29 protein-coding genes and 1 pseudogene are annotated in these 26446 nt (G+C 38.2%); 20 read left to right on the top strand and 10 right to left on the bottom strand.

Annotated elements, in window-relative coordinates; genetic code table 11:
- Window positions 1–19 precede the first annotated feature (19 nt).
- A complete protein-coding gene (gene pepT, locus AC3E9F_RS02950; RefSeq protein ID WP_263393642.1) occupies window positions 20–1243 on the bottom strand; it encodes a peptidase T in 1224 nt (407 codons plus the stop codon).
- A gap of 153 nt (window positions 1244–1396) precedes the next feature.
- On the opposite strand from pepT, the gene hemH reads away from it, so the two are divergent.
- Window positions 1397–2491 carry a ferrochelatase gene (gene hemH / locus AC3E9F_RS02955; RefSeq protein WP_263393641.1) on the top strand — a complete coding sequence of 365 codons (1095 nt, stop codon included), beginning with the start codon at window positions 1397–1399 and terminating at the stop codon, window positions 2489–2491.
- Between the two features lie 445 nt (window positions 2492–2936).
- Here hemH and mnmE read toward each other — a convergent pair whose 3' ends face one another.
- Both mnmE and AC3E9F_RS02965 read right to left on the bottom strand, forming a co-directional pair.
- Window positions 2937–4310: a tRNA uridine-5-carboxymethylaminomethyl(34) synthesis GTPase MnmE gene (gene mnmE, locus AC3E9F_RS02960; protein ID WP_263393640.1), complete on the bottom strand. Its 1374-nt coding sequence runs from the start codon at window positions 4308–4310 to the stop codon at window positions 2937–2939.
- 114 nt (window positions 4311–4424) lie between these two features.
- Window positions 4425–4607, bottom strand: a complete 183-nt coding sequence (locus tag AC3E9F_RS02965) for a 4-oxalocrotonate tautomerase (protein ID WP_001117401.1) — start codon at window positions 4605–4607, stop codon at window positions 4425–4427.
- 123 nt (window positions 4608–4730) lie between these two features.
- On the opposite strand from AC3E9F_RS02965, the gene AC3E9F_RS02970 reads away from it, so the two are divergent.
- From AC3E9F_RS02970 to msr(D), 13 genes are all read left to right on the top strand, one after another.
- Window positions 4731–5321: a thymidine kinase gene (locus AC3E9F_RS02970; RefSeq protein ID WP_263393639.1), complete on the top strand. Its 591-nt coding sequence runs from the start codon at window positions 4731–4733 to the stop codon at window positions 5319–5321.
- A complete protein-coding gene (gene prfA / locus AC3E9F_RS02975) occupies window positions 5318–6397 on the top strand; it encodes a peptide chain release factor 1 (RefSeq protein ID WP_263393638.1) in 1080 nt (359 codons plus the stop codon). The genes AC3E9F_RS02970 and prfA overlap by 4 nt, the downstream gene beginning before the upstream one ends.
- Window positions 6397–7233 (top strand): peptide chain release factor N(5)-glutamine methyltransferase, encoded by an 837-nt coding sequence (prmC, locus tag AC3E9F_RS02980; protein WP_263393637.1) that lies wholly within the window; start codon window positions 6397–6399, stop codon window positions 7231–7233. The genes prfA and prmC overlap by 1 nt, the downstream gene beginning before the upstream one ends.
- A complete protein-coding gene (locus AC3E9F_RS02985; protein WP_263393636.1) occupies window positions 7217–7819 on the top strand; it encodes an L-threonylcarbamoyladenylate synthase in 603 nt (200 codons plus the stop codon). The genes prmC and AC3E9F_RS02985 overlap by 17 nt, the downstream gene beginning before the upstream one ends.
- A 1-nt stretch (window position 7820) precedes the next feature.
- Window positions 7821–8267, top strand: coding sequence for a GNAT family N-acetyltransferase (locus AC3E9F_RS02990; protein WP_263393635.1), 447 nt, complete (start codon window positions 7821–7823; stop codon window positions 8265–8267).
- Window positions 8264–9520 (top strand): serine hydroxymethyltransferase, encoded by a 1257-nt coding sequence (gene glyA / locus AC3E9F_RS02995; RefSeq protein WP_263393634.1) that lies wholly within the window; start codon window positions 8264–8266, stop codon window positions 9518–9520. The genes AC3E9F_RS02990 and glyA overlap by 4 nt, the downstream gene beginning before the upstream one ends.
- 6 nt (window positions 9521–9526) lie before the next feature.
- Window positions 9527–10501: a nucleoid-associated protein gene (locus tag AC3E9F_RS03000; RefSeq protein WP_263393633.1), complete on the top strand. Its 975-nt coding sequence runs from the start codon at window positions 9527–9529 to the stop codon at window positions 10499–10501.
- Window positions 10501–11103, top strand: a complete 603-nt coding sequence (locus AC3E9F_RS03005) for a lysozyme family protein (RefSeq protein WP_049494963.1) — start codon at window positions 10501–10503, stop codon at window positions 11101–11103. Before AC3E9F_RS03000 ends, AC3E9F_RS03005 begins: the two co-directional genes overlap by 1 nt.
- A gap of 81 nt (window positions 11104–11184) precedes the next feature.
- Window positions 11185–12159, top strand: coding sequence for a DUF1002 domain-containing protein (locus AC3E9F_RS03010; RefSeq protein WP_049494966.1), 975 nt, complete (start codon window positions 11185–11187; stop codon window positions 12157–12159).
- Window positions 12160–12233: 74 nt separating this feature from the next.
- The gene (rlmD, locus tag AC3E9F_RS03015) at window positions 12234–13589 is read left to right on the top strand and encodes a 23S rRNA (uracil(1939)-C(5))-methyltransferase RlmD (protein ID WP_263393632.1); all 1356 of its coding nucleotides are present in this window, start codon (window positions 12234–12236) and stop codon (window positions 13587–13589) included.
- 514 nt (window positions 13590–14103) lie between these two features.
- A complete protein-coding gene (locus tag AC3E9F_RS03020) occupies window positions 14104–14274 on the top strand; it encodes a hypothetical protein (protein WP_000873143.1) in 171 nt (56 codons plus the stop codon).
- Window positions 14275–14659: 385 nt separating this feature from the next.
- Window positions 14660–15877, top strand: coding sequence for a macrolide efflux MFS transporter Mef(A) (gene mef(A), locus AC3E9F_RS03025; protein ID WP_000417519.1), 1218 nt, complete (start codon window positions 14660–14662; stop codon window positions 15875–15877).
- 119 nt (window positions 15878–15996) lie between these two features.
- Entirely contained in the window at window positions 15997–17460 is a 1464-nt protein-coding gene (gene msr(D), locus AC3E9F_RS03030) for an ABC-F type ribosomal protection protein Msr(D) (RefSeq protein WP_000420313.1), read from the top strand.
- Window positions 17461–17577: 117 nt separating this feature from the next.
- Here the strand turns inward: msr(D) and AC3E9F_RS03035 are convergent, their stop codons facing one another.
- From AC3E9F_RS03035 to AC3E9F_RS03050, 4 genes are read right to left on the bottom strand one after another with little or no spacing between them, the layout of a single operon-like run.
- On the bottom strand, window positions 17578–17877 hold the full coding sequence (locus tag AC3E9F_RS03035; protein ID WP_001072467.1) for a DUF5960 family protein: 300 nt from the start codon (window positions 17875–17877) through the stop codon (window positions 17578–17580).
- Entirely contained in the window at window positions 17864–18232 is a 369-nt protein-coding gene (locus AC3E9F_RS03040) for a hypothetical protein (RefSeq protein WP_000567222.1), read from the bottom strand. The genes AC3E9F_RS03035 and AC3E9F_RS03040 overlap by 14 nt, the downstream gene beginning before the upstream one ends.
- Window positions 18233–18244: 12 nt before the next feature.
- Complete coding sequence (locus AC3E9F_RS03045; RefSeq protein ID WP_000806926.1) at window positions 18245–18580, bottom strand: DinB/UmuC family translesion DNA polymerase; 336 nt, start codon at window positions 18578–18580, stop codon at window positions 18245–18247.
- On the bottom strand, window positions 18577–18822 hold the full coding sequence (locus AC3E9F_RS03050) for a hypothetical protein (protein ID WP_001813542.1): 246 nt from the start codon (window positions 18820–18822) through the stop codon (window positions 18577–18579). Before AC3E9F_RS03050 ends, AC3E9F_RS03045 begins: the two co-directional genes overlap by 4 nt.
- A gap of 504 nt (window positions 18823–19326) precedes the next feature.
- Here AC3E9F_RS03050 and aac(6') point away from each other — a divergent pair.
- The 6 genes and pseudogenes from aac(6') to AC3E9F_RS03080 all read left to right on the top strand — a co-directional run bounded on the left by aac(6') (window position 19327) and on the right by AC3E9F_RS03080 (window position 23888).
- Entirely contained in the window at window positions 19327–19755 is a 429-nt protein-coding gene (gene aac(6'), locus AC3E9F_RS03055; protein ID WP_214261964.1) for an aminoglycoside 6'-N-acetyltransferase, read from the top strand.
- Between the two features lie 48 nt (window positions 19756–19803).
- Window positions 19804–20412, top strand: a pseudogene (locus AC3E9F_RS03060) (Type 1 glutamine amidotransferase-like domain-containing protein).
- 179 nt (window positions 20413–20591) lie between these two features.
- A complete protein-coding gene (locus AC3E9F_RS03065) occupies window positions 20592–21344 on the top strand; it encodes a CPBP family intramembrane glutamic endopeptidase (protein ID WP_263393630.1) in 753 nt (250 codons plus the stop codon).
- Window positions 21345–21432: 88 nt separating this feature from the next.
- The gene (locus AC3E9F_RS03070; RefSeq protein ID WP_263393629.1) at window positions 21433–21924 is read left to right on the top strand and encodes a phosphoribosylanthranilate isomerase; all 492 of its coding nucleotides are present in this window, start codon (window positions 21433–21435) and stop codon (window positions 21922–21924) included.
- A 267-nt stretch (window positions 21925–22191) separates the two neighbouring features.
- The gene (locus tag AC3E9F_RS03075) at window positions 22192–22998 is read left to right on the top strand and encodes an alpha/beta fold hydrolase (RefSeq protein WP_263393628.1); all 807 of its coding nucleotides are present in this window, start codon (window positions 22192–22194) and stop codon (window positions 22996–22998) included.
- Between the two features lie 11 nt (window positions 22999–23009).
- Window positions 23010–23888 carry an ADP-ribosylglycohydrolase family protein gene (locus AC3E9F_RS03080; RefSeq protein WP_263393627.1) on the top strand — a complete coding sequence of 293 codons (879 nt, stop codon included), beginning with the start codon at window positions 23010–23012 and terminating at the stop codon, window positions 23886–23888.
- Window positions 23889–24091: 203 nt separating this feature from the next.
- On the opposite strand, the gene AC3E9F_RS03085 is transcribed toward AC3E9F_RS03080, so the two are convergent.
- Genes AC3E9F_RS03085 through AC3E9F_RS03095 form a run of 3 tightly spaced genes read right to left on the bottom strand, consistent with a single transcriptional unit; the run spans window position 24092 to window position 26417 of the window.
- Window positions 24092–24808 carry an ABC transporter permease gene (locus AC3E9F_RS03085; RefSeq protein ID WP_263393626.1) on the bottom strand — a complete coding sequence of 239 codons (717 nt, stop codon included), beginning with the start codon at window positions 24806–24808 and terminating at the stop codon, window positions 24092–24094.
- Window positions 24805–25620, bottom strand: a complete 816-nt coding sequence (locus AC3E9F_RS03090; RefSeq protein WP_263393625.1) for an ABC transporter ATP-binding protein — start codon at window positions 25618–25620, stop codon at window positions 24805–24807. Before AC3E9F_RS03090 ends, AC3E9F_RS03085 begins: the two co-directional genes overlap by 4 nt.
- Window positions 25621–25622: 2 nt before the next feature.
- Window positions 25623–26417: a MerR family transcriptional regulator gene (locus tag AC3E9F_RS03095; protein WP_490672790.1), complete on the bottom strand. Its 795-nt coding sequence runs from the start codon at window positions 26415–26417 to the stop codon at window positions 25623–25625.
- Between the last annotated feature and the right edge of the window lie 29 nt (window positions 26418–26446).

Raw genomic sequence — 26446 nt, forward strand, 5'->3', positions numbered from 1 at the left:
TAGCCTAGCTACTTCTTTTTTAGTCTTTGTAGGATACGATACCAATGATAGTATCAACTGCACGTTCCATGGTTTGAAGGCTAACGTATTCAAAACGGCCGTGCATATTTTCGCCACCAGCGAAAATATTTGGCGTCGGAATTCCCATAAAGGAAATCTTAGAACCATCTGTTCCACCACGGATTGGTTCGATGATAGGTGTGATACCAAGGTCCTCCATAACCGCTTTCGCAATGGTTACTGGTGTCATATCCTTTTCGATAACTTCCTTCATGTTGTAGTACTGGTCAGTTAATGTTAAAGTAACACGATTGCTACCCAGTTCTTGGTTCATCTTATCAGCAATAGCTTGCATAGCTTCCTTACGCGCTTCAAAGGCATCCTTTTCAAAGTCACGAATGATGTAGCTAGCACGCGCTTCCTCGACCGTACCTGTCACATCCATGAGATGGTAGAAGCCTTGGTAACCCTCAGTCAGTTCAGGTCGGTCACCAGCTGGAAGTTGGTTGTGGAAATCGATTGCCAACTGAAGGGCGTTAACCATCTGTCCTTTAGCCGTTCCTGGGTGAACATTGCGACCTTGGAAGTGAAGCTCTGCACCTGCCGCGGAGAAGGTTTCATACTGAAGTTCACCAAGAGGTCCACCGTCAACTGTATAAGCAAAGTCGACATCGAAATCTTCTGCATCGAATTTGTTGGCACCAACACCGATTTCTTCATCAGGTCCAAAGCCGACACGAATTTCGCAGTGTTTAATCTCAGGATGAGCAGTTAAGTATTCGATGGCTGTCATAATCTCAGCAATACCAGATTTGTCATCAGCACCTAGAAGGGTAGTCCCATCTGTAGTAATTAAAGTTTGGCCATGATATTTCTTTAAGCTCTTAAAATCTACTGGATCAAGCTTGAAACCAGAATTACCTAGTTCGATAAGACCACCGTCGTAGTTTTCGATAACTTGCGGGTTAACACCTTCAGCATTAAAATCAGCCGTATCCATGTGGGAGATAAAACCAATCTTACGAGTTAAACTAGGATCATTAGCTGGAAGTGTACCGATAGCAAAACCGTTTGGCAAATAATAGACATTTTGCAAACCGACACGTTTCATTTCTGGGATGAGGACATTAGTCGCAAAGTCTACTTGACTTTGAGTACTTGGTGTAGTAGTAGAATTTTCGTCTGAACGTGTGTTAACCTTAACATAAGTTAAAAAACGCTCTAGTAATGTTGGATATTTCATTATAACTCCTTTTTTTCCTTCTTTAAAACCATTGTATCATAGAAAGAAGAGAAAAACAAAAGTCGGAAGGGAGATAAAATTCTTATGTTACGTTTACTTATGGCTTCTTTAGTGATACAATAAGAAAGATAAAAATATCACAAGGATGCAGAGATGAAAAAAGCAATTTTAATGATGACATTTGGTTCACCAGAAGAGATTACCTTTGAAGGAGTAGCTGACTTTTTTACCAACATTCGTCGAGGAGTTCGACCTCAAGACCACGAGATTCAAACCCTTTATGATAATTATGTTCGAATTGGAGGAACTCCACTTCAAAAAATTACCCGTGAAGAAGTTGCCTTGGTAGAAGCTAGGTTAGAAAATGAATATAGTGTCTATTTTGCCAATAAATTTTCACCCCCTTTTATTCCAGATGTAATTCGGCAAATGGAAGCAGATGGTATTGAGCAGTGTATTTGCTTGATTTTGGAGCCCCATTATTCTTTTTACTCTGTTATGGGGTACGAAAAGTTTCTGGAAAGCAAACAAATTCAGTTTTTAGTCATTAAGGACTGGTATCAAGAAGCAGCGCTCTTAAACTATTGGGCGGATGAAATTACTAAGATTTTAAATGAAGAAGTAAAGCAGGATAGCTTTAAAGTCATCTTTTCTGCCCACAGTGTGCCCATTTTTGCCTTAGATTTTGGTGATCCCTATATCGATCAAATTTTTGAAAATAGCAAGTTAATTGCGAAGAAATTAGACTTGGATCCAGGGCAATATACCAACACTTGGCAGAGCGAAAGTGATATTGGTATTCCGTGGATTAAGCCAGATGTTTTGGAGTATCTCAGAGAACAGAAAGAACATCCAAATCATTATATTTTTGTACCTATTAGTTTTATCAGTGAGCACATTGAAGTCTTGTTTGACAACGATGTGGAATGTTATGAATTGTGTCAGGAATTGGGGGTGAACTACCATCGTCCACCAATGCCAAATACAGATTCTCGTTTGATTGATGCCTTGGTTAATACTGTCCGAGCTAACGAACATAAAGAATTTAGAGAATTCCTCCCAGAAGAAGAAACCTTTGATGAATTAGTTCCTTCGGAGGAAACTAAGAATATTCTAGATGAATCACAAGACTTACAAATGCCAGAATTTGTTAAAAAATTGATTGAGAAAAAAGGTCGTGAAAATGTCAAGATGCCTTATTTAATCAAAAAAATGCTTGAAAAAGCTGGCAAATTACCTAAAGACTAAGTGAAAATAGGAAAGAACTAGTAATACTCTTCGAAAATCAAATTCAAACCGCGTCAACGTCGCCTTTTCGTATATATGTTACTGACTTCGTCAGTTCTATCTACAACCTCAAAGCAGTGCTTTGAGCAACCTGCGGCTAGTTTCCTAGTTTGCTCTTTGATTTTCATTGAGTATAATGTTTGTTTCAGCTATCCGCTAAGGTAGGATCTAATTTAGAAATTGTAAGAAAAATAGAGTGGGACAGAAATCGGTAATTCGTTAGAATTCGATTTCGTTGTCCCACCTCCGCACAGTTGAGTAGGGCTGTAAAAGCTGATGCAATCAGCATAGTAGAGCCCACTCAACCACTGCGTCTTGCTCGACAATCCAAAGACAATTGAGAGGCTAGGACTTTTGTCCCAGCCTCTTTTTAGGTGACTAGCATTCTTTTGACCTAGTTTTTATGTTATTTACCCAGACAAAATTGGCTGAACAATTGAGTAATAAGTTCATCTGGCGCTGCATCACCAGTAATTTCTCCAAGAATTTCCCAGGTACGGGTCAAATCAACCTGAAGCAGGTCAACTGGCATACCCAGTTCAAGACCTTCGTTAACTGCTTGTAAGCTTTCAACAGCCTTTTCGATTAATGAAATATGACGGGCGTTAGATAGATAAGTAGCATCTTGCTCAACAAGGCCTGCATTTTCGAAGAAGAGCTCATTGATTCGTTCCTCAATCTTATCAATGTTTTGATTCTTGAGGACTGAAATCCGGATAATATCTTCTGGAAGTTCTTCAGTTTCGATGGCCTCTGGTAGGTCAGTTTTATTCAGTAGGATAATACGGTTGGTATCTTTGCTGATTTCAAGAAGTTGTCGGTCTTGAGTAGTCAGAGGTTCACTAGCATTTAGTACTAGTAGAACTAAGTCAGCTTCCTTGAGGGCTTTTTTGGAGCGTTCAACCCCGATTTGTTCCACGACATCATCTGTTTCACGAATACCAGCAGTATCAATCAACTTCAGTGGAACACCATTGATATTGACGTATTCTTCAATAACATCTCGAGTAGTCCCTGCAATATCCGTTACAATGGCTTTATCTTCACGAAGGAGGTTGTTGAGGAGACTTGATTTCCCAACGTTTGGGCGACCAATAATAGCCGTTGAAATCCCTTCGCGGAGAATTTTGCCACGACGGGCTGTTTTTAGAAGATTGGTCAAAAGTTGTTCAAATTCTAAGGTCTTTTCACGGACAACAGCAGTAGTGGCTTCTTCCACATCGTCGTACTCAGGATAGTCAATATTGACCTCAACTTGAGCCAAGGTATTGAGAATTTCCTGACGAGTATTATTAATGAGGTCAGACAGGGAACCATCAAGTTGTTTGACTGCTATATTCATAGCCTTGTCAGTCTTAGCACGGATGATATCCATAACAGCTTCAGCCTGAGTCAAGTCCACACGACCGTTGAGGAAGGCACGCTTGGTAAATTCACCAGGCTCAGCCAACCGAGCCCCTTCACGGATAGCTAGTTGAAGGATTTCATTAGTTACGGCGATTCCACCGTGAGTATTAATTTCAATAATATCTTCACGAGTGAAGGTTTTTGGAGATTTCATAGCACCAACCATGACCTCGTCCATAACCTTACCTGTCTGAGGATCAACGATATGTCCGTAGTTTAGAGTGTGACTAGCAACCTTGCTCAAATCCTTGCCTCTAAAAATTTTCTGGGCGATAGTAAAACTATCCGTTCCACTTAAACGAACAATCCCAATAGCCCCTTCACCAAGCGGAGTCGAGATTGCTGCGATGGTATCAAATTCACGTGTAATCATTTCATTTCCTTTTTACAATTTATATACAAATATCATTTAAAATTGTATCAAAATATAGCGTTTTATTCAACGAATGCCACTTATAAAGAAAAGCCTAAGCAGATTGCTTAAGCTTTATTTAGTGCGCATTTCACCTTGTGGGAAATAAGTTCCTTCAGGCATATCGTTAATAATAACGTGAACAGCTGACTGAGGTGCTCCTGTGTTACGAACAACAGCTTCTGTTACTTCCTTAGCTAGGGCTTTCTTTTGCTCTAGAGTGCGTCCTTCAAATAAATCAATGCGTACAAATGGCATAATTGCGTCCTCCACTAGTTATTTGATTTCTTCTATTTTACCACATTTTGCCATTTAAAGCTTTGAGAAATTATGGTATACTAGAATGTAGCAAAAATTTAGAAATGGACGTGAAATAGAAGCATGGCACAGTTGTATTATCGTTATGGGACCATGAACTCTGGCAAAACCATCGAGATTCTCAAGGTTGCCTATAACTATGAGGAGCAAGGAAAAGGAGTTGTGATTATGACTTCAGCTCTGGATACACGTGACGGTGTTGGCTATGTTTCAAGTCGCATTGGGATGAAAAGACCAGCAATTGCTATTGACGAAACAACAGATATCTTTGGATTTATCCGAGATTTACCTGAAAAACCTTACTGTGTACTTGTCGATGAAGCCCAGTTTCTCAAGCGTCACCATGTTTACGACCTAGCTCGTGTTGTCGATGAGTTAGACATCCCTGTCATGGCATTCGGTTTGAAGAATGACTTTCGCAATGAACTTTTTGAAGGTTCCAAACACCTCTTGCTTTTAGCAGACAAAATTGACGAGATTAAGACCATTTGCCAGTATTGTAAGAAAAAGGCGACTATGGTTCTTAGAACCTTAGACGGAAAGCCTACCTATGAGGGCGAACAAATTCAGATTGGAGGTAATGAAACCTATATCTCGGTTTGCCGTAAACATTATTTTGCCCCTGAAATCAATAAGGAGAATGAAGAAAAATGAACATCTATGATCAACTACAAGCTGTGGAAGACCGTTATGAAGAACTAGGAGAGTTGCTGAGTGACCCATATGTGGTGTCTGATACCAAGCGTTTCATGGAGCTTTCAAAAGAAGAGGCTTCAACCCGTGATACGGTGACAGCCTATCGTGAGTACAAACAAGTCCTTCAAAACATTGTTGACGCTGAAGAGATGATTAAGGAATCAGGTGGAGATGCGGACTTGGAAGAAATGGCCAAGCAAGAGCTCAAGGATGCCAAGGCTGAAAAAGAAGAATACGAAGAAAAACTAAAAATCTTGCTCCTTCCAAAAGATCCAAACGACGACAAGAACATCATCCTTGAAATCCGTGGAGCAGCTGGAGGTGACGAAGCAGCGCTTTTCGCTGGTGACCTCCTAACTATGTACCAAAAATATGCTGAAGCCCAAGGCTGGCGCTTTGAAGTCATGGAAGCTTCTATGAACGGTGTCGGTGGTTTCAAAGAAGTCGTTGCCATGGTTTCTGGTCAGTCTGTATACTCTAAACTCAAGTATGAGTCTGGTGCCCACCGTGTGCAACGTGTCCCTGTGACAGAAAGTCAAGGCCGTGTTCATACCTCGACAGCTACAGTTCTAGTCATGCCTGAAGTGGAAGAAGTAGAATACGATATTGATCCAAAAGACCTTCGTGTTGACATCTACCACGCATCAGGTGCTGGTGGACAGAACGTCAACAAGGTTGCGACTGCTGTTCGTATCGTTCACTTGCCAACCAATATCAAGGTTGAGATGCAGGAAGAACGTACCCAGCAGAAAAACCGTGAGAAGGCTATGAAAATCATACGTGCGCGTGTGGCAGACCACTTTGCACAGATTGCCCAAGATGAACAAGATGCTGAGCGTAAGTCTACTATCGGTACCGGTGACCGTTCTGAACGTATCCGTACTTATAACTTCCCACAAAACCGTGTCACGGACCACCGTATCGGTTTGACTTTGCAAAAGCTTGATACAATCCTTGCTGGTAAGTTGGACGAAGTGGTGGATGCCTTGGTTATTTATGATCAAACACAAAAATTAGAAGAATTAAACAAGTAATGAAATTAGCTCAACTATTTAAAGATTTTGAGGAAAAGTTAATAGTACAAGGAGAGGAAGCAGAAAGCCTCTCTTTTGTCTATCGTAGCCTGAAAAATCTATCTTTTACAGACTTCATCTTTACCCTTCAGCAAGAAGTCACTGATGAAGATTACAAATTTGTAGAGAACATTTTCATCAAGCTAGCTAGCCATATTCCTGCCCAGTACATTATCGGTCATGCTGAATTCTTTGGGATGCAGTTAAAAGTAGATGAGCGGGTTTTGATTCCTCGACCTGAAACAGAAGAGTTGGTGGAGCTTATCCTAGCTGAAAATCCTAATGGAAATCTCAAGGTCTTGGATATTGGTACAGGAAGTGGTGCAATTGCCCTTTCTTTAGCTAAAAATAGAGCAGATTGGTCAGTCACAGCTGCTGATATTTCACAAGATGCATTAGACCTAGCAACGGAGAATGCAAAGAGTTTAGATTTAGAAATCACATTTATCAAATCTGACTGTTTCTCCGAAATTTCTTCAAAATATGATATAATTGTATCCAATCCACCATACATTTCTCGAGCAGATGAGGAAGAAGTTGGTTTGAATGTTCTGCATTCAGAGCCACATTTAGCCCTTTTTGCAGACGAGGAAGGTCTAGCGATCTATCGCAGAATCGCAGAAGAATCAAAGGACTATCTAAATGACGGTGGTAAGATTTATCTTGAAATTGGCTACAAACAAGGTCAAAGTGTACCCGCTCTCTTTATGGAAAATCTTCCTGAGAAACGAGTTCGAACGCTCAAAGACCAATTTGGCCAAGATAGGATGGTTGTCATTGATGATGGAGAAAATTAAGCAAGAGTTGGAAAAGGGTGGAGCAGTAGTTTTGCCAACTGAGACAGTTTATGGCCTTTTTGCGAAAGCTTTGGATGAGAAGGCTGTTGACCATGTTTATCGGCTCAAACGTCGCCCTAGAGATAAGGCTCTCAATCTCAATGTTGCTAGTTTAGACGATATCTTGAACTTTTCCAAGAATCAGCCACCTTGTTTACAACAACTTGTTAAAAGTTTTTTGCCAGGACCTTTAACCATTATCCTAGAAGCTAATGACAAGGTCCCTTACTGGGTCAATTCAGACTTGACGACTATTGGATTTCGCATGCCCAGTCATCCCGTCACTCTAGAATTGATTCGTGAGTTTGGTCCCTTAATCGGCCCGTCTGCTAACATTTCAGGACAGGATAGCGGTGTGACCTATAAGGAAATTCTGCAGGATTTTAACCAAAATGTTCTAGGTTTGGAAGACGATGCTTTTTTAACTGGTCAAGATTCGACTATTATAGACTTATCTGGCAGCAAGGTGAAGATTCTACGCCAAGGTTCGATAACTCGAGAAGATATCCTTGCCAAGATACCTGAAATTCCTTTTGAGGAGGTATGATATGCTACGTGAATTAAAAGCGACAGATGTCGAAACAATTTGTGTCATTAACAAAGAAGCGCTAGGTTATGCTTTTAGTCCAGAGGAAACGGCTGGTCAACTAGCTAAGTTGACACAAGACTCCCATCACTTCCTACTTGGTTTTGAGGATTCAATTAGCCATGACTTACTTGGTTATGTTCATGCTGAGGTTTATGAATCCCTTTATTCAAAACCAGGTTTTAATATCCTGGCTTTAGCTGTTTTACCTCAAACACAAGGTAAAGGAATCGGTAAAACATTGCTTGAAGGATTAGAACAGGAAGCAGAAAAACGTAGCTATAACTTTATTCGCTTAAATTCTGCAGACCATCGTACAGGTGCGCATGCATTTTATGAAAGAGTTGGTTATACCTGCGATAAAATGCAGAAACGTTTCATTAAATTAATAAAAGGAGAAGACCTATGATTTTTGACAAAGATGATTTTAAAGCCTATGACGCGGATCTATGGAATGCCATTGCCAAAGAAGAGGAACGCCAACAAAACAATATTGAATTAATCGCTTCAGAGAACGTAGTCTCTAAGGCTGTTATGGCTGCTCAAGGGTCTATCTTGACTAATAAATACGCCGAAGGTTATCCAGGACGTCGTTATTACGGTGGAACTGATGTAGTAGATATTATCGAAACTCTAGCTATTGAACGTGCGAAGGAGATTTTTGGAGCAAAGTTTGCCAATGTCCAACCTCACTCAGGAAGTCAAGCTAACTGTGCAGCATACATGGTCTTGATTGAACCAGGTGATACAGTTATGGGGATGGATTTAGCTGCGGGTGGGCACTTGACTCACGGAGCTCCTGTAAGTTTCTCAGGTCAAACCTATAACTTCGTTTCATATAGCGTTGATCCGGAGACAGAGCTATTGGACTTTGAAGCCATCTTGAAACAAGCCCAGGAAGTGCAACCAAAACTTATCGTTGCTGGTGCCTCAGCCTATTCTCACATTATTGATTTCTCAAAATTCCGTGAAATTGCGGATGCTGTGGGAGCAAAACTCATGGTCGACATGGCCCACATTGCTGGCTTGGTTGCAGCTGGTCTTCACCCAAATCCAGTTCCATATGCACATATCACAACGACAACGACCCACAAAACTCTTCGTGGACCACGTGGTGGATTGATTTTGACGAACGATGAAGGCTTTGCTAAAAAAATCAATTCCGCTATTTTCCCGGGTATCCAAGGTGGTCCTTTAGAGCATGTTGTTGCTGCTAAGGCTGTAGCCTTTAAAGAAGTATTGGATCCAGCCTTTAAAGAATATGCTGCTAATGTTATCAAGAACAGCAAGGCTATGGCTGAAGTATTCCTGCAAGATTCTGATTTCCGTATTATCTCTGGCGGTACTGAAAACCATCTCTTCTTAGTGGATGTCACGAAGGTTGTGGAAAGTGGAAAAGTAGCCCAAAACTTATTGGATGAGGTCAATATTACCCTTAATAAAAACTCAATCCCTTATGAAACGTTGTCACCATTCAAGACAAGTGGTATTCGTATCGGAGCGGCAGCAATTACTGCTCGTGGTTTTGGTGAAAATGAAAGCCGTCAAGTTGCTGAACTTATTATTAAAGCCCTTAAGAATGCAGAAAACGAAACTGTCTTAGAAGAAGTGAGAAGTGCAGTCAAATCCTTGACAGATGCCTTCCCATTATATGAGGACTAATATTTTATGGATATTTATATTAAGAAAGCCATTATCCATCAGTTCAGCCCTGATGACACAGAGTTGTTCTTGGCGGATAAGTTTCTCAATATCACTCCTAAAATCGAGGAATACTTACGTAAAAAAGTGGAACGTGTGTATTCGGATGATGCCAAAACTGGTATTTTTGAAGAGGATAATCCTTTTTTCAATCACATCACAGAAGATTTAATGGAAACATCTGTTACAATTGCTAATCTCTGGAAAGAGGAATTCTCTGTATCTGAAAATCAAAAGACTAATGACTTGGTTTTTGTACAGTTTTCAAAAGAAGGAGTTGAACACTTTGCCTTCCTGCGAATTGCATTGCGAGAAACCTTAACACACCTAGGTGGTGAGGTTGACAATCCAATCAAACTGACTCAGAATAACTTACCTGGATTTGGAACTGGAGCAGATGAAGCCCTTGTGGTTAATCTTCAAAGTCGCAAGTATCACTTGATTGAAAAACGCATCAAGTACAATGGAGCTTTTTTGAACTATTTTTCTGAGAATCTTATTCAAGAACAACCAAAGATTTCACCTAAGAAATCTATTAAGGAACTAGAAAAAACGGCTCAAAAAATTGCCGAAACCTTCAACACAGATGATTTTCAATTTCAATCAAAGGTAAAATCGGCAATTTACAATCATCTTGAAGAGAATAATGAGCTCTCTCCAGAAAAATTAGCCAATGACCTTTTTGATAACAATCTGACGGCTCGTTTAAGCTTTGTTGACCAAGTGAAACAAGCAGTACCTGAGCCAGTTCAGTTTGATGAGATTGATGCCAGTCGTCAATTAAAGAGATTTGAGAATCAGAAACTTTCCTTGTCAAACGGGATTGAACTCATCGTACCAAACAATGTCTATCAAGATGCAGAATCAGTTGAGTTCATTCAAAATGATAATGGAACCTATTCTATCTTAATCAAAAACATCGAGGATATTCAAAATAAATAATGTTTAAATTTATACGAAGAGTGCTAGTGCTAGCAATCTTCCTTTTCGTTGGATATAAAGCTTATCTCATTCGTCAGGATGTTAAACAAGTCATGACCTACCAACCCATGGTTCGCGAAATCTTAAATGAAAGAGATACCCCAGCAAACGAAGAGCTTGTGCTCGCCATGATTTATACAGAAACTAAGGGTAAAGAAGGAGACGTGATGCAGTCAAGTGAATCTGCTAGTGGCTCTACTGATACCATAAACGATAATGCAAGTAGTATTCGGCAAGGGGTTCAAACCTTGACAGAAAATCTCTATCTAGCTCAAGAAAAAGGAGTGGATGTCTGGACAGCCATTCAAGCTTATAACTTTGGACCTGCTTATATCGATTTTATCGCCCAGAATGGGAAAAAGAATACTCTTGTCCTAGCTAAGCAATATTCCAGAGATACAGTTGCGCCTATATTAGGAAATACAACAGGGAAAACCTATCGCTACATTAATCCCATTTCTATTTTTCAAGGTGGAGAACTTTATGTAGATGGGGGAAACTATTATTACTCTAGACAGGTTCAGCTAAATCTCTATATTATGAAAATTTTTAATCTATTTTAAGCATCTAGAATTTCTAGGTGCTTTTATAAGTTTTCTTTAAGGATACTTTAATATGCTAGAGTAGAAAAGGAGGAACGTCTCATGCGAAAGAAATTCTTTCTAACTAGCGGTGCAGTTCTTTTAGCAGTTGCAACACTGCAAAACGTTCAAGCAGCAACTGATGTTCAAAAAGTAATTGATGAAACCTATGTTCAACCTGAGTACGTCTTGGGTTCTTCACTAACGGAAGATCAAAAAAATCAAACACTGAAAAAACTTGGCTATGATGCCTCAAAAGATACTAAAGATTTGAAGACCATGACACCAGATGTCTACTCAAAGATTATGAATGTAGCTAATGATTCGAGTCTTCAACTTTATTCTTCAGCAAAAATCCAAAAATTAGGAGAAAAATCTCCACTTGAGGTGAAGATTGAAACACCTGAAAATATCACGAAAGTGACGCAAGATATGTACCGTAATGCGGCTGTTACCTTGGGTGTAGAGCATGCGCGTATTACCGTTGCTGCACCAATCCCTGTAACAGGCGAAAGTGCCCTGGCAGGTATTTACTATTCCCTTGAGTCCAACGGTGTCCAACTTCCACAAGAAAATAAAAACTTGGCACAGGAAGAGTTAAAAGCCTTGTCGGACATCAATGATGAAAACAAGGACAAATCTGGCTATGATGCTAATAAACTTAATGTAGCCCTTGCTGATATTAAGGCTGCAATTGCTAAAGCCAAAGAGTCTAAAGGCGAACTTACTGAGGACGATGTTCGTAAGATTGTTGAAGATACCTTGAAGAACTACAAACTGGATCAAGTTGTTACAGGTAATCAAGTTAATGTCATCATCAACTTTGCCTTCAATCTTTCAAAGAGCGACATTCTTAATAACGAAGACTTTACAAAGACGCTAAAAGATTTGAAACAAAGTATTGTTGCGCAAGCAGGTGATAGTTTCAGTAATATCGACCTAAACTTTGATGCCAATAAAGCTATTCAAGACGGTGGAAATATCCTGAGCTCAATTTGGCAAGCTATCCTTGATTTCTTCAAGAGTTTTGGTGCTTAGGTCAATTCATGGTATAATAGATGGTAACAGGATTGTTGCCGTCTTTTTTTGTCGGCTCATAGAAAGTGAAAAATATGTTAAAGAAAAATGATATTGTTGAAGTAGAGATTGTCGATTTGACCCATGAAGGAGCAGGAGTTGCCAAGGTAGATGGCTTGGTCTTTTTTGTAGAGAATGCTCTTCCGACTGAAAAAATCCTTATGCGTGTCCTTAAAGTCAACAAGAAGATTGGCTTTGGTAAAGTCGAGGAATACCTAACACAATCTCCTCATCGTAATCAAGGCTTAGATTTGGCTTACCTACGTTCAGGTATTGCCGACTTGGGGCATCTAGCTTATCCAGAACAACTCAAGTTTAAATCCAAACAAGTAAAAGATAGCCTCTATAAAATTGCTGGAATCACGGATATAGAGGTCGCAGATACACTTGGCATGGAAAATCCTGTCAAGTATCGTAACAAGGCTCAGGTTCCTGTTCGTCATGTAAATGGTGTTCTGGAGACTGGTTTCTTCCGTAAGAATTCTCATGACCTCATGCCTCTGGAAGATTTTTATATCCAGGATCCAGTTATTGATCAAGTTATTGTGGCTTTACGAGATTTGCTTCGTCGTTATGACTTAAAACCTTATGATGAAAAAGAACAGTCTGGCTTGATTCGTAATCTTGTTGTTCGTCGTGGCCATCATTCAGGTCAAATCATGGTCATTTTGGTCACCACTCGTCCCAAGATTTTCCGTGTGGACCAGTTGATCGAACAGCTGATCCAGCAATTTCCTGAGATTGTGTCTGTCATGCAAAATATCAATGACCAGAATACCAATGCAATTTTCGGGAAAGAATGGCGTAGGCTTTATGATCAAGATTACATTACGGACCAAATGTTGGGGAATAGCTTCCAAATCTCTGGACCAGCCTTTTACCAGGTCAATACTGAAATGGCAGAGAAGCTTTATCAGACAGCTATTGACTTTGCGGATTTAAGAGAAGATGACGTCGTGATTGACGCCTACTCAGGAATTGGGACCATTGGCTTATCAGTTGCCAAGCATGTCAAGGAAGTTTATGGGGTCGAGGTCATTCCAGAAGCTGTAGAAAATAGCCAGAAGAATGCTAGTATAAATGGCATTACCAATGCTCACTATGTCTGTGATACAGCAGAAAATGCCATGAAAAATTGGCTCAAGGAAGGTATCCAACCAACTGTCATCTTGGTCGACCCACCACGCAAGGGCTTGACTGACAGCTTCATCAAAGCAAGCGCCCAAACAGGAGCTGACCGCATCGCCTATATCTCCTGTAACGTTGCTACCATGGCGCGTGATATCAAACTCTATCAAGAGTTGGGCTATGAGTTGAAGAAAGTACAGCCGGTGGACCTTTTTCCGCAAACGCATCATGTTGAGGCGGTAAGTTTGCTAGTCAAGGAGTAAAACGACGAAGATTAGCATTTACTTCCGCCCATGCGATAGCTGTCCGTGATTGACAAGTGCTAGCACGCAGACAGAACGGAGATAGCGAACCGCTGAGTGTGTCGCTCTGCTCGTAAAAGCTTAGAAACCTTTGAACGAAAGGGATAATGAAAGCCTTGATTGCAAGGCTTTTTGCTTTATGGTGGGTAAGTATCAGAGTGAGAAAATTTTTGGAATGAGTAGAAGTGATAGCTAGAAATTATCAGTTTCTATTTCCATTTACCCTGTGGGTACGTGTTTGTTTCCATTGACAAGGAGTTTGTGGGAATAGAAATGTACCCACCTTGTTTGAATCAAGTGAAGTGTAGTTGAAGGAAATCTGTTGAAAGCAATACTTCATTTTACCGAATAAGTAATAATTTAGGCAACTTCAAATCGATTAAAAAAAACTATTTTAAAGGTTAAGAGTAGACAAAAATTGTCCACTCTTTTTTGCAAACTCAATTTATCAATAAATGAAATGAGGGAATGTAAAATGAAATATTTTGAGGTTGAGTTAGAAAATCCTGATGAATTTTTAAAACTACAAACAGAAGATTTTGTGAAAGCTAATCGCTTGCTACTAAGGAAGATAATCCAGAGCGTTACAGTCTATGAAGAAAACTTCGTCATATCCTTTAAATCTGGCATCGAATTGGAAGTATGAGTCTCATTCCATAACTTTTATATTGAACATATCATCTTGTTGTGTTATACTATAAATTGATATAAACAAAGATGTAGGAGGAACCGAAACTATGACAGCCTCAATGCGTTTAAGATAAGCTGGCAATAAAAAAAGCAGAATCTATACCCGATGATAGGCTTTTTTGTTGTGCTTATTTATACGATATTGAGCATTCATTAGTTACGGTGAGGATATTGGTTATTTAACTATACCTTTATTTAACTATGTCTTTAATATGAATGTTTCCAAATTGTATGTATGCAGACCAAAAGCCACATTGTGGGGTTTGGCCTGCATTTTTTATTGCCTAGAATGCTATTCAAAATAGAAATTCAAGCAAAATAATATGCAGGAGATAATATAAATGGAAAAATACAACAATTGGAAACGAAAATTTTATGCAATATGGGCAGGGCAAGCAGTATCATTAATCACTAGTGCCATCCTGCAAATGGCGATTATTTTTTACCTTACAGAAAAAACAGGATCTGCGATGGTCTTGTCTATGGCTTCATTAGTAGGTTTTTTACCCTATGCGATTTTGGGACCTGCCATTGGTGTGCTAGTGGATCGTCATGATAGGAAGAAGATAATGATTGGTGCCGATTTAATTATCGCAGCAGCTGGTGCAGTGCTTGCTATTGTTGCATTCTGTATGGAGCTACCTGTCTGGATGATTATGATAGTATTGTTTATCCGTAGCATTGGAACAGCTTTTCATACCCCAGCACTCAATGCGGTTACACCACTTTTAGTACCAGAAGAACAGCTAACGAAATGCGCAGGCTATAGTCAGTCTTTGCAGTCTATAAGCTATATTGTTAGTCCGGCAGTTGCAGCACTCTTATACTCCGTTTGGGATTTAAATGCTATTATTGCCATCGACGTATTGGGTGCTGTGATTGCATCTATTACGGTAGCAATTGTACGTATACCTAAGCTGGGTAATCAAGTGCAAAGTTTAGAACCAAATTTCATAAGGGAGATGAAAGAAGGAGTTGTGGTTCTGAGACAAAACAAAGGATTGTTTGCCTTATTACTCTTAGGAACACTATATACTTTTGTTTATATGCCAATCAATGCACTATTTCCTTTAATAAGCATGGAACACTTTAATGGAACGCCTGTGCATATTTCTATTACGGAAATTTCCTTTGCATTTGGGATGCTAGCAGGAGGCTTATTATTAGGAAGATTAGGGGGCTTCGAAAAGCATGTATTACTAATAACAAGTTCATTTTTTATAATGGGGACCAGTTTAGCCGTTTCGGGAATACTTCCTCCAAATGGATTTGTAATATTCGTAGTTTGCTGTGCAATAATGGGGCTTTCGGTGCCATTTTATAGCGGTGTGCAAACAGCTCTTTTTCAGGAGAAAATTAAGCCTGAATATTTAGGACGTGTATTTTCTTTGATCGGAAGTATCATGTCACTTGCTATGCCAATTGGGTTAATTCTTTCTGGATTCTTTGCTGATAAAATCGGTGTAAATCATTGGTTTTTACTATCAGGTATTTTAATTATTGGCATTGCTATAGTTTGCCAAATGATAACTGAGGTTAGAAAATTAGATTTAAAATAAACAATATTGGAGGAATATTTATGTATCTTATTTTCATGTAACTCTTCCTGCTAAAATCGCAGGGTTTTCCCTGCATACAAGCAAATGAAAGCATGCGATTATAGACAGGAGGAAATGTTATGGAATTAATATTAAAAGCAAAAGACATTCGTGTGGAATTCAAAGGACGCGATGTTTTAGATATAAATGAATTAGAAGTATATGATTATGACCGTATTGGTTTAGTAGGAGCAAATGGTGCTGGAAAAAGCACTTTACTCAGGGTACTTTTAGGAGAATTAACTCCCCCAGGATGTAAAATGAATCGTCTGGGTGAACTTGCCTATATTCCCCAGTTGGACGAAGTAACTCTGCAGGAGGAAAAAGATTTTGCACTTGTAGGCAAGCTAGGTGTTGAGCAATTAAATATACAGACTATGAGCGGTGGTGAAGAAACAAGGCTTAAAATAGCACAGGCCTTATCGGCACAGGTTCATGGTATTTTAGCGGATGAACCTACGAGCCATTTAGACCGTGAAGGAATTGATTTTCTAATAGGACAGCTAAAATATTTTACAGGTGCACTGTTAGTTATTAGCCATGACCGCTATTTTCTTGATGAAATAGTAGATAAAATATGGGAACTGAAAGATGGCAAAATCACTGAGTATTGGGGAAACTATTCTGATTATCTTCGTCAGAAAGAGGAAGAACGTAAGAGCCAAGCTGCAGAATACGAACAATTTATTGCGGAACGTGCCCGATTGGAAAGGGCTGCGGAGGAAAAGCGAAAACAGGCTCGTAAAATAGAACAGAAGGCAAAAGGTTCTTCAAAGAAAAAAAGTACTGAAGACGGAGGGCGTTTAGCTCATCAAAAATCAATAGGAAGTAAGGAAAAAAAGATGTATAATGCTGCTAAAACCCTAGAGCACAGGATTGCGGCCTTAGGAAAAGTAGAAGCTCCGGAAGGCATTCGCAGAATTCGTTTCAGGCAAAGTAAAGCATTGGAGCTCCATAATCCATACCCTATAGTCGGTGCAGAAATTAATAAAGTATTTGGGGATAAGGCTCTGTTTGAAAATGCATCTTTTCAAATTCCGTTAGGAGCAAAAGTGGCGTTAACTGGTGGTAATGGAATCGGAAAAACAACTTTAATCCAAATGATCTTAAACCATGAAGAAGGAATTTCTATTTCGCCTAAGGCAAAAATAGGTTACTTTGCACAGAATGGTTACAAGTACAACAGTAATCAGAATGTTATGGAGTTTATGCAGAAGGATTGTGACTACAATATATCAGAAATTCGTTCAGTGCTAGCATCTATGGGGTTCAAACAGAACGATATTGGAAAAAGTTTATCTGTTTTAAGCGGTGGAGAAATTATAAAATTGTTGCTTGCTAAAATGCTCATGGGTAGATATAACATCCTAATAATGGATGAACCCAGTAACTTCCTTGACATACCAAGTTTAGAGGCTTTGGAAATACTAATGAAGGAGTACACCGGAACTATCGTGTTTATCACCCACGATAAACGATTACTCGAAAATGTAGCAGATGTAGTTTATGAAATTAGAGATAAGAAAATAAATCTGAAACATTAAATTTAAGGTAGTCGCTGGTCAGTATAGTCTGTTCTGGTTGGCGACTCCATTGTTAAAGAGTATAAAGACTTTAGATTTTATGAATATTAAAAATAGGAACAGTCAATTGAACTGCTCCTATTTTTCTGCTAAATATATTGTAGTTTTCTTATATGTATAATGATAGATTAGCGGATTCTCATCTACGGTACTTACTTCAAATATGAAGAAGTGATCGCGGTTATCTCTGGACTTTTCCTTATTGAGGACAAAGTAATTCTTACGTGAAGTCGCCATTGTTTTTAGGATATCATCAGTTAGGAAGGTCAATGGAATATTCATGTTAGAGTAGCGGTAGAAGTCACGTTCAAAATCTTGGTAGCTCTCGCTATAATAGTCCATTTGTAGGTGATTACGCTGAAACTCAAGCTGATTCATAGAGCACCTCCTCGACAAGTTCAATACTAATAATGTCTTTTAATTTCAAATTGATGTGACCTGTTGTAGTTTTTATCAAAATGAAATCTTTGGTCAGACTTGGTATTGTTCCAGTGTAGGAAACACGCTTGTTTTTTTCAATCACTTGAATGCGTGTGCGTAGCTGCCCGGCGTATACTTGACTGAGGAGTAATAATTTCTTCTCTAGTGATAAGTCAGACATGTACGTTACTTTGTTTGTATCATCAGAGAGTGCTGATGCATGTTCAGATAGGAAAAAGCCCATCCATTTTTGCATCTTTGTATCCTGGTACTCTCTTGCTGATTGAAATGGTAAATATGAACGGTCAATCATATCAAATCCTTTCTATGCAGAGGCAAGGGTATTTTTATCAAATTGAATCGTAAAACCTTGAATTCCCCCACCTGTGTAACATTCTTTAAAGCGATTGATTACCTCAGTATAGATTATCACAGATGAGCTTGTTGGCTTAATGCTAAATGTAAATTCCAATGGTAATCGGTTTTCAGATTTAGCATGTACTAGTCGTATCGATATTTCAGTTGTTTTGAGTTTTCTCTGACGAAGTTTTGAAGTTGCTGTTTCAACGATTCCATGTAAAAATCTTTCAAGCATTTCAATATCATTACATCCTTTGCTACGGATTTCTGAAAATTGTACTGTATTTTTTTCTTGTTTCATTTTAATCCCTCCAATCCACCCGCGGAATGACCACCGATAAGTTTACTGCGTTCAATATTTCTGGAACCTTCAGTTAGGACGGTTCCTTTTTGTATGGCTAAAAAACCAAACTGTTCTCTGACAACATCAATAGCTGTCTGAAGTCTATTATCTTTTTCAATTTGTTCTACATCATCAAAGAGTGATAGTAGAGTATAGCTTTCATCTACGAAGCCACTATAAGATACACCAATTTGTCTCACTGCACCAGAGGTGTATTTTTTCGGAATAATACAAGTACATGACTCACCATTGTTTTGGGGAGATTTGCGGGTTCAATTTTATTCTGAGCATTTATAGATTTTTTCATCTCAGTCCTAGAATAGCCAATATGAATAGAAACGACAGTAGTCAATACTAGGGCTACTGTTCCGTTCCACAGTATCATTTAAAAATCATTTTCACACCCTTTCGTCTATTAGTATAGAAGAAAGCTCTCAGCACATGTTGAGGCGGTATCACTACTTGTACGAGCTACATAGTAGCGAAGTAGAAGTAGATGCTCCGCCCATGGGATAGGACTCGTAGAATGAGGAGGGGCACCGACGCGATGATACGGTAAGTCCGAACCGCTGAGTGCGTGGCTCTACTCTTCCGATCTGAGACAGTCGAAAAGTAGAAGGGGATGGTATTGGTATCAATCAATGAGTAACAAAGTAACAGCATGATTCGTAACATTTGCTTGTAATTCGCGGAGGAACATCAATATGGATGGAATAACAAAAGATTCTATAAAAACGGCTAAATTAATGAAACAATTATGGCCCCAATTGACCGATAAAGAAGCTATTGATGAAGTAAAGAGATATACGAATGGCAAAAATACTGCAATCTTTACTGAAGTTGAAGGTGACACAATTATAGGTCTAGCACTATGTTCACTCAGATTTGATTATGTTGAAGGTTGTAAATATAGTCCTGTTGGATTCTTAGAAGGGATTATTGTCGACGAGGAATATCGTTTAAAGGATATTGCTAAAAATCTCTGTACAAAATGTGAGGAATGGGCGAAAAATAAAGGATGTAAGGAATTTGCAAGTGACTGTACTTTAACGAATACCGATTCTATAAAATTTCATCTCAATATTGGATTTCAGGAGGCAAATAGAATTATCCATTTTAAGAAAGAATTATAATTTCAGAACGTGGTAAACACTTATGTATTTTTTAGAAAGTGTGAAAGATTGGACGAACAAATTTTTTTAATGGGTGGAAATCCGCCGATAAAGAACCATACGATTGTTAATAAAATTGTGTCATCAAGGAAGATTGGAAGAATTGTTATTTTTACAGTTTTTCGAGATAATTGGCAACCCTATATGAAAAAGTACACGGAAGTTTTCCAAAGTCAATTTCCTAATCTAAACACTGATTACTTACTTTTGGACTCTTAGCAGATTGATTTTGATAGCTATTTAGATGCTGATCTAATTATCATTGGTGGTGGAAATACGGAAAAATATATAGCTACTTACGTCAATCAGGAGTTCAAAAATTATATCGATCACATGATTAATAAAGGGGCGAAAGTTATAGGTTTTTCTGCAGGAGCCCTATTATTAGGAGAAAAAGTCTATGTCTCACCTAATGATAATTCAGATCATCAGATAAAGATAAAAAATGGATTAGGAATCTTTAGTCAGTTTTTAATTAGTGTCCATTATGATTCATGGAATGATAAAGCAAATAAGGATATAGCTGAAGGACTTGTTGATGTTCCCATAATTCCACTAAATGATCATTCATGTCTTATATTGAATAAACTTGGAAATATCATAGAGAAAATTGACTAGTTTTTATCATGCGAATCTGAATCTACGAAACTAAAGTATTGACGAAATGAATAATGAAAAGCCTTGATTGTAAGGCTTTTTTTGTGTTTTTGTGATAGAATATAGGTAGTTATAATCGAGAGCAACTAAGAAGCAGTAACAAATATTACATATAAAATAATCAAAATAAGGAAGATAAAATGACAGAAATTGACAAAAAGAATTTAAAAAATTATCTTTATTTTACTTTTGGGATTACTTATATAGCTTGGGGGCTTCTTGCTATATTTACACAATCTTATATTTTTGGAATAGAAACTTTTATAGGGAGAACATTACAAATAATAGGTGCACTCGGACCAGCTATTGCAAGTGTGTTTTATTTGAAAAGTAATAATATAAAATTTAAACATTTTTTATTTAATAAAAGAGAAAATAGTAGTATTTATTTCATAATTCATATGTTAGCAATTTTGATACTATTTTCTGTATCTTCCTTAGAATTAAATGGAGTATCCATTTATCTAATGCCACTATTCTTTATTCAATTAATTTTTTTTGGTGGTGGACATGAAGAATTAGGATGGAGAGGAATCTTACAACCATTACTTGATAAAAAATATACTTATTGGCAATCTAATTTGATTGTAGGTTCAATCTGGGGAATTTGGCATCTGCCTTTATGGTTTATAGTTGGAGAAAGTCATCAAGGATTTCCTTTTATTTTATTTTTTATATATACATTATTTTTAAGTTTTGTTTTAGGGCTTCTTTATCGTCAAACGAAATCTGTGGGATACTGTATATTATTTCATGCGTTTGCAAATTTGTTAAATCTCTACTTTGTGTTAAAAATTAATGTTATTTTTATTATCATTTTTATTGGTTATTTGATTTATACTATATTGGCGAGTTATAGAATTAGCAATAAAAAGAATTTGTATCCAAAATAACTGGATATACTCTAGAAAATGAAGATGATTTTGTTCAAGGTTATAAAGTAGAAATAACGAACATTTAGATGAAAGGTATAGAGTAAAAATGAATCTCTTATTTGAAGAATTTAAAACCATTTGTTTCCATTTAAATCGAGTCGGAATTACACCGACACTGATGGGGTCTTTGGGATTGGAGTTTAGAACGAAAGAAAATTGGGGGCCGTCTGACATTGACATTCATGTGTCTGGTGACCCTAGAGGTTGGGAAGCACCTGATCATCTCAGAATTTATGACTGGGACAAGATAATGAAAGTGATGAAAGACTTAGGCTACGTCTTAATAGATATTCATGAGCATGAATTCCAAAAGGATAGAGTGAGTGTTGAATTTGGAAGTATCGATTCCTTACCTGATTTTGCAGGAGTTTCGGAATTGGATATAGAGCTGATTCATCTCGATGACATCACTTTTCGTCTACCAAGTCTGGAGCAGTATCTAAGTATTTACAAAGCTTCTTCTCAAGACTCCTATCGAAATGATCATAATAACAATAAGGATTTTAAAAAGATTGAGTGGCTGGAAAGACATTTGTAAATTATCATATGAAAAGTAGTAAGTTGTAAGACTGGTTGTCATGTTATTTTTATTGGTTATTTGATTTATACGATATTGGCTAGTAATAGAATTAGTAAGGAAACAACATTTTAAAATTTTGATCAGGATATCCATTATTAAAAGTAACGTGTGGTCATTCTAGATAATCAATGTTAGAGACTTTTTATTTGATGAGTCATCACTACTTGTTCAAACTGATTGAACAAGTATATATCTAGTGAAAGTCCTTTAGTAAGGAGTTTAAATATGAAATTCCATGAATTTGGTGATAATAATTTGCCTTCTATCTTGCTCATACATGGCGGTGGCAGTTCTTGGTGGAATTATCTTCGTCAAGCACGGATCTTGTCGGAGGAGTATCGTGTCATTCTACCCACCTTGAATGGCCACGGCGAAGAATATCAACTTGATTATGTTTCTACTGAAGATTCTGCTTTGGAGATTCTAGACTATATAAAAGCAAACTGTGGTGGGAAATTGTTTGCAATCGGTGGCGTTTCACTTGGTGGTCAAATTGCTATGGAGCTTTTGTCATTAGACAGCGAGATAGCTGAGAAGGTCATCATAGACGGAAGCCTCTGTATTCCTCAACCAAGATTAGCTAATATCAGCATTTTTCTTGTACGTCTATTTGGCAAACTGATGTTTAGTAAATTCTCTTGTAAACTTCAGTTAAGCATGATGAACAAACTCTATCCTAAACTGGCTTATCCAGAGGAAATAAAAGCTTATTTTTTGGAGGATTTGCCAAGAACGCCTATAAAAACATTAGTGACTATTTACAAAACCTATATGGGGCGTTACAAGCTTAAGGATACGATTTCTGCTAGCAAGGCTCAGGTTCTGTATATCTACGGTGAAAAAGAATTGAACTATGTGAAAGAGTCAGCTAGATTATTTCAGCAGCTCCATCCCAATACGATCCTGTATGAAGCTAAGGGCTATAACCACGGCTATTTATCAGCTTACCTGCCTCAAGAGTGGATTAATTTGGTGGTGCCATTTTTAAAGAGTGATTCATTGGAAATATGTAATGAATCTGATATATCATAAGGAGGAATCTGATGCTAGGAGCAATAGTTGGAGATATTGTTGGTTCTGTTTATGAATGGGACAACATTAAAACGAAAGACTTTCCATTATTTCGTGAGGATTGTTTTTTCACAGATGATACGGTTATGACCTGTGCCGTTGCAGAAGCCATTATGAATGGTGGTCAGAAGGATGACTTTATTGATGCCATGAAAAAATATGGTAGGATGTATCCCGATGCAGGTTACGGTGCAAGATTTGGGAATTGGGTTGATGGCGACGATCGAGAACCTTATAATAGCTTTGGCAATGGCTCAGCAATGCGTGTTTCTCCATGTGCCTGGACCATGGATTGTAGTTTTTGTGCACGAACGGGAGCCTGGCCGTCCAGAAGAGCTCTTGCACGACTTTCTGCAGAGGTGACTCATAACCATCCAGAGGGGGTCAAGGGAGCTATGGCGACGTCTGATGCTATCTTTATGTGTCGTTATTACTTTGGAGGTTACAGTGGCGACTATGGAAAACCGATCAACGATAATCCTACAGAGTGTAAGAGACTCATCAAGGAACACATAGAACAAGAGTATGGATATAATCTTTCTCAAACACTAGATGAAATTCGTCCTACTTATCGTTTCAATGAAACGTGTCAGGATACCGTTCCTCAGGCCATCGTTGCCTTTCTAGAAAGTACAGATTTTGAAGATGCGATTCGAAATGCGATTTCTCTTGGTGGGGACAGTGATACTCTTGCTGCTATCACAGGAAGTATCGCCGAAGCAGCTTATGGAATCCCTGATTGGATAAAGGACAAGGCCTATACCTATCTAGATGAGCCTTTGAAAGAGGTGCTCAGACGGTGGGAGAAAGAAGTTTCAATATCACAACGGATACTAACTAGTCAGTATTAAACTCTAAAAATAAGATTAAGGAAGTTGAGCAAATACTAGGGTAAAGAGTTATCACCTTTTGAGAAGAAAAGGCAGAATCAAACTTAACCAAGTCATGAGCTTGACCCCTGAAAAACAGCAAAGCGACGAGATAACAAATAATCTCGTCGCTTTTTTCTTTTAAATTAATGGTGTAATTAATCCATTTTGCTTTATTCAGCTATTTACTCAGATTTTTGTTTATTCATTAGTAAAATGCATGTTATTACTGCTATACAAGTTAGCAGAATCAAATACCATAGATTTGCAAGTCGAAGCCCTTTATCTAACATCAAACGGTATCCCCAATAAGCCGGAAAAACATGGCCTATTACTTGAAGAAAATCAGGTAGCAAACTAATTGGAAACATAATCCCTGAAAGCATAATTGAGGGTAAAAATACAAGTTGCGCTATCATGGTCAGCTTTGCTTGATTATTAACAGTAAGGCCCAGTATACTTCCGATACTCAACGATACAAAAATGTAGATGGCAAGCGCGAGAAAGAATAAAAGAAATTGACTTGGTAGATTTGCTTTAAATAAAATTGGAGCAAGTAGTAGGATCACCATACAGGTAATCATCAAATGAATAAAGGCAGAGAGAACCATTGTCACCAATCCTAAATGAATAGGCACACCATTTGCTTTATAAATCTTTTTTATGTCGCTTCCGTATGTTTCAATCAAGGAAGGCGGTAAACCGAGAAAGGCTCCCATTGAAACACTCATGACTATCATTGACTGTATAAGTGTGCTACCCATTTCAGGCATAACGGAAGTAAAAATACCACCCATGAGAAGAAAGAAAATAAGCGGTACAATATAGTAAGTAACCAAGAGAGACTTACTTCGTATGTCCAATTTCCACTGTAATGTTAGGCTATATAAAAAACCATTCATTCCGAACCCCTCCTTGCCATTTCGATGAAATGCTGCTCCAGTGTGCCACGATCAACCTTGATATCCAATATCTGGATATTTTTTTGTTTGCATTCTTCCAATAATGAAATTAAGCTATCCTCGATCGTATCTGTTTCATATGTATCCTCCCCTTCCTGGGTCTTTAAATGGATGAAATATTTTCTTCCAAGTTTTTCTGTCAGTTCTGAAGGAGTACCACAAAAAACGATCTTACCACTATTCAAAATGGAAATGCGGTCACATAGGGTTTCAACTTCGGCCATATCGTGGCTTGCCAAGACGATTGTCTTTTCCTGTGATTTGAGCTTTCGGATTTGTTCATGGAGAGATAGTCGTCCTTCAACATCAAGTCCCGCTGTCGGTTCATCGAGAAAAATAATATCTGGATTACTGATAAGTGCAAGAGCAAGATGTAATCTTCTTTTTTGGCCAGTGGATAATTCTATGTATTGCGACTCTTCAATTTCTTTTATGCCAAGGGACTTTAGCATAACATCATCAATGTGTGTATGATTCCATTTTGCAAAGAGTTTTATGGCTTCCATCGGTTTGATGTGAGCGGGTAGAGAGGAGGACTGTAGTTGAATTCCCATTTTGCCGTTTACAACAATAGTGCCTCCATCATATTTTCTCAGTTCTTCGATACATTCAAGTGTTGTTGTTTTCCCAGCTCCATTCACACCGAGTAAAGCGAAAATTTCTCCTTTTTCGATTTGAAGATTAAGACCTTTTAGGACCATCTTACTTCCGTAGTTTTTCTCTAATCCACGAACCTCTATTGCGTATTTCATGCCTATACCTCCTCAAAGGGATTGGTTCCAAGTCTTGAAAAATAAACTTGCAAAGCGGGCTCTAAATATGAGTTAACGATTTTTTGCTTTTCCTCCCAAGCGTTAGTAGCGGTGTCAATATTACCGACTTCCATCAACTTCGGAAGCATAGTCAAATCTCCATTTGTAAACTCCATGATCAAGCTCCAGTATTCTTGTACAACTTGTTGGCACTGTTCACTTTCAGCGGGCACCTTTTCTTTTTGGAGTCGCACAATCTCATCACTTAGGCGATTAAATCTGTCCATAAAGTCTACTCCGCTTTTCTTGTCAAATCGACTGCGTATGCGGTCTAGCGTATCATCATCAAAACGTTTAATCAGAGAGTAAGATTCATTCTTCATTTGTAAATTGACAATAATATCTGCATACTTCTTAAAGTCAACCGTCTGTATTTGTAAAACTTCAACTTTTAACTGCTCTATTTCTGACAATGATGCCTGAAGCTGTTCTATTTTTTGGCGAATATCATCTGCTTGCTCTGTAAGAGCATTTGCAACTTCAGCTGGAGTTTTCAAAGAGTTCAAACTTCCCTTTATGTCCTTAAGAGAAAAACCAAGTGATTTCAAGGATATAATCTGATGAAGCATAACTAGATCTTTATCGGTATAAAGCCTACGTCCTCCCTCGCTTTCTGCAGACGGGGAAAGCAATTCTTCTTTATCGTAGTATTGTAGAGTTCGGACTGTAACTCCCATTTTCTTGGCAACTTCCCCAACTGTCATAAACCCTTCTGGTATTGCTCTGAATTTTGCCATCATTCTCACCTCCTAATATATATTATACA

This window comes from Streptococcus sp. SCPM-O-B-15277 (M60) (assembly GCF_058200335.1).

Bases quoted from the DNA above. Each gene is read 5' to 3' on its own strand.
- AC3E9F_RS03035 (WP_001072467.1), bottom strand. From the start codon at position 17,877: ATGAATCAGCTTGAGTTTCAGCGTAATCACCTACAAATGGACTATTAT.
- rlmD (WP_263393632.1), top strand. From the start codon at position 12,234: ATGTTAAAGAAAAATGATATTGTTGAAGTAGAGATTGTCGATTTGACC.
- AC3E9F_RS02965 (WP_001117401.1), bottom strand. From the start codon at position 4,607: ATGCCATTTGTACGCATTGATTTATTTGAAGGACGCACTCTAGAGCAA.
- AC3E9F_RS03080 (WP_263393627.1), top strand. From the start codon at position 23,010: ATGCTAGGAGCAATAGTTGGAGATATTGTTGGTTCTGTTTATGAATGG.
- AC3E9F_RS03040 (WP_000567222.1), bottom strand. From the start codon at position 18,232: ATGATTGACCGTTCATATTTACCATTTCAATCAGCAAGAGAGTACCAG.
- AC3E9F_RS03045 (WP_000806926.1), bottom strand. From the start codon at position 18,580: ATGAAACAAGAAAAAAATACAGTACAATTTTCAGAAATCCGTAGCAAA.
- prfA (WP_263393638.1), top strand. From the start codon at position 5,318: ATGAACATCTATGATCAACTACAAGCTGTGGAAGACCGTTATGAAGAA.
- AC3E9F_RS02985 (WP_263393636.1), top strand. From the start codon at position 7,217: ATGATGGAGAAAATTAAGCAAGAGTTGGAAAAGGGTGGAGCAGTAGTT.
- prmC (WP_263393637.1), top strand. From the start codon at position 6,397: ATGAAATTAGCTCAACTATTTAAAGATTTTGAGGAAAAGTTAATAGTA.
- AC3E9F_RS03005 (WP_049494963.1), top strand. From the start codon at position 10,501: ATGTTTAAATTTATACGAAGAGTGCTAGTGCTAGCAATCTTCCTTTTC.
- AC3E9F_RS03090 (WP_263393625.1), bottom strand. From the start codon at position 25,620: ATGAAATACGCAATAGAGGTTCGTGGATTAGAGAAAAACTACGGAAGT.
- AC3E9F_RS03075 (WP_263393628.1), top strand. From the start codon at position 22,192: ATGAAATTCCATGAATTTGGTGATAATAATTTGCCTTCTATCTTGCTC.
- AC3E9F_RS03010 (WP_049494966.1), top strand. From the start codon at position 11,185: ATGCGAAAGAAATTCTTTCTAACTAGCGGTGCAGTTCTTTTAGCAGTT.
- AC3E9F_RS02990 (WP_263393635.1), top strand. From the start codon at position 7,821: ATGCTACGTGAATTAAAAGCGACAGATGTCGAAACAATTTGTGTCATT.
- glyA (WP_263393634.1), top strand. From the start codon at position 8,264: ATGATTTTTGACAAAGATGATTTTAAAGCCTATGACGCGGATCTATGG.
- pepT (WP_263393642.1), bottom strand. From the start codon at position 1,243: ATGAAATATCCAACATTACTAGAGCGTTTTTTAACTTATGTTAAGGTT.
- AC3E9F_RS03020 (WP_000873143.1), top strand. From the start codon at position 14,104: ATGAAATATTTTGAGGTTGAGTTAGAAAATCCTGATGAATTTTTAAAA.
- AC3E9F_RS03000 (WP_263393633.1), top strand. From the start codon at position 9,527: ATGGATATTTATATTAAGAAAGCCATTATCCATCAGTTCAGCCCTGAT.
- hemH (WP_263393641.1), top strand. From the start codon at position 1,397: ATGAAAAAAGCAATTTTAATGATGACATTTGGTTCACCAGAAGAGATT.
- AC3E9F_RS03095 (WP_490672790.1), bottom strand. From the start codon at position 26,417: ATGGCAAAATTCAGAGCAATACCAGAAGGGTTTATGACAGTTGGGGAA.
- AC3E9F_RS03065 (WP_263393630.1), top strand. From the start codon at position 20,592: ATGACAGAAATTGACAAAAAGAATTTAAAAAATTATCTTTATTTTACT.
- mnmE (WP_263393640.1), bottom strand. From the start codon at position 4,310: ATGATTACACGTGAATTTGATACCATCGCAGCAATCTCGACTCCGCTT.
- AC3E9F_RS03070 (WP_263393629.1), top strand. From the start codon at position 21,433: ATGAATCTCTTATTTGAAGAATTTAAAACCATTTGTTTCCATTTAAAT.
- AC3E9F_RS02970 (WP_263393639.1), top strand. From the start codon at position 4,731: ATGGCACAGTTGTATTATCGTTATGGGACCATGAACTCTGGCAAAACC.
- AC3E9F_RS03085 (WP_263393626.1), bottom strand. From the start codon at position 24,808: ATGAATGGTTTTTTATATAGCCTAACATTACAGTGGAAATTGGACATA.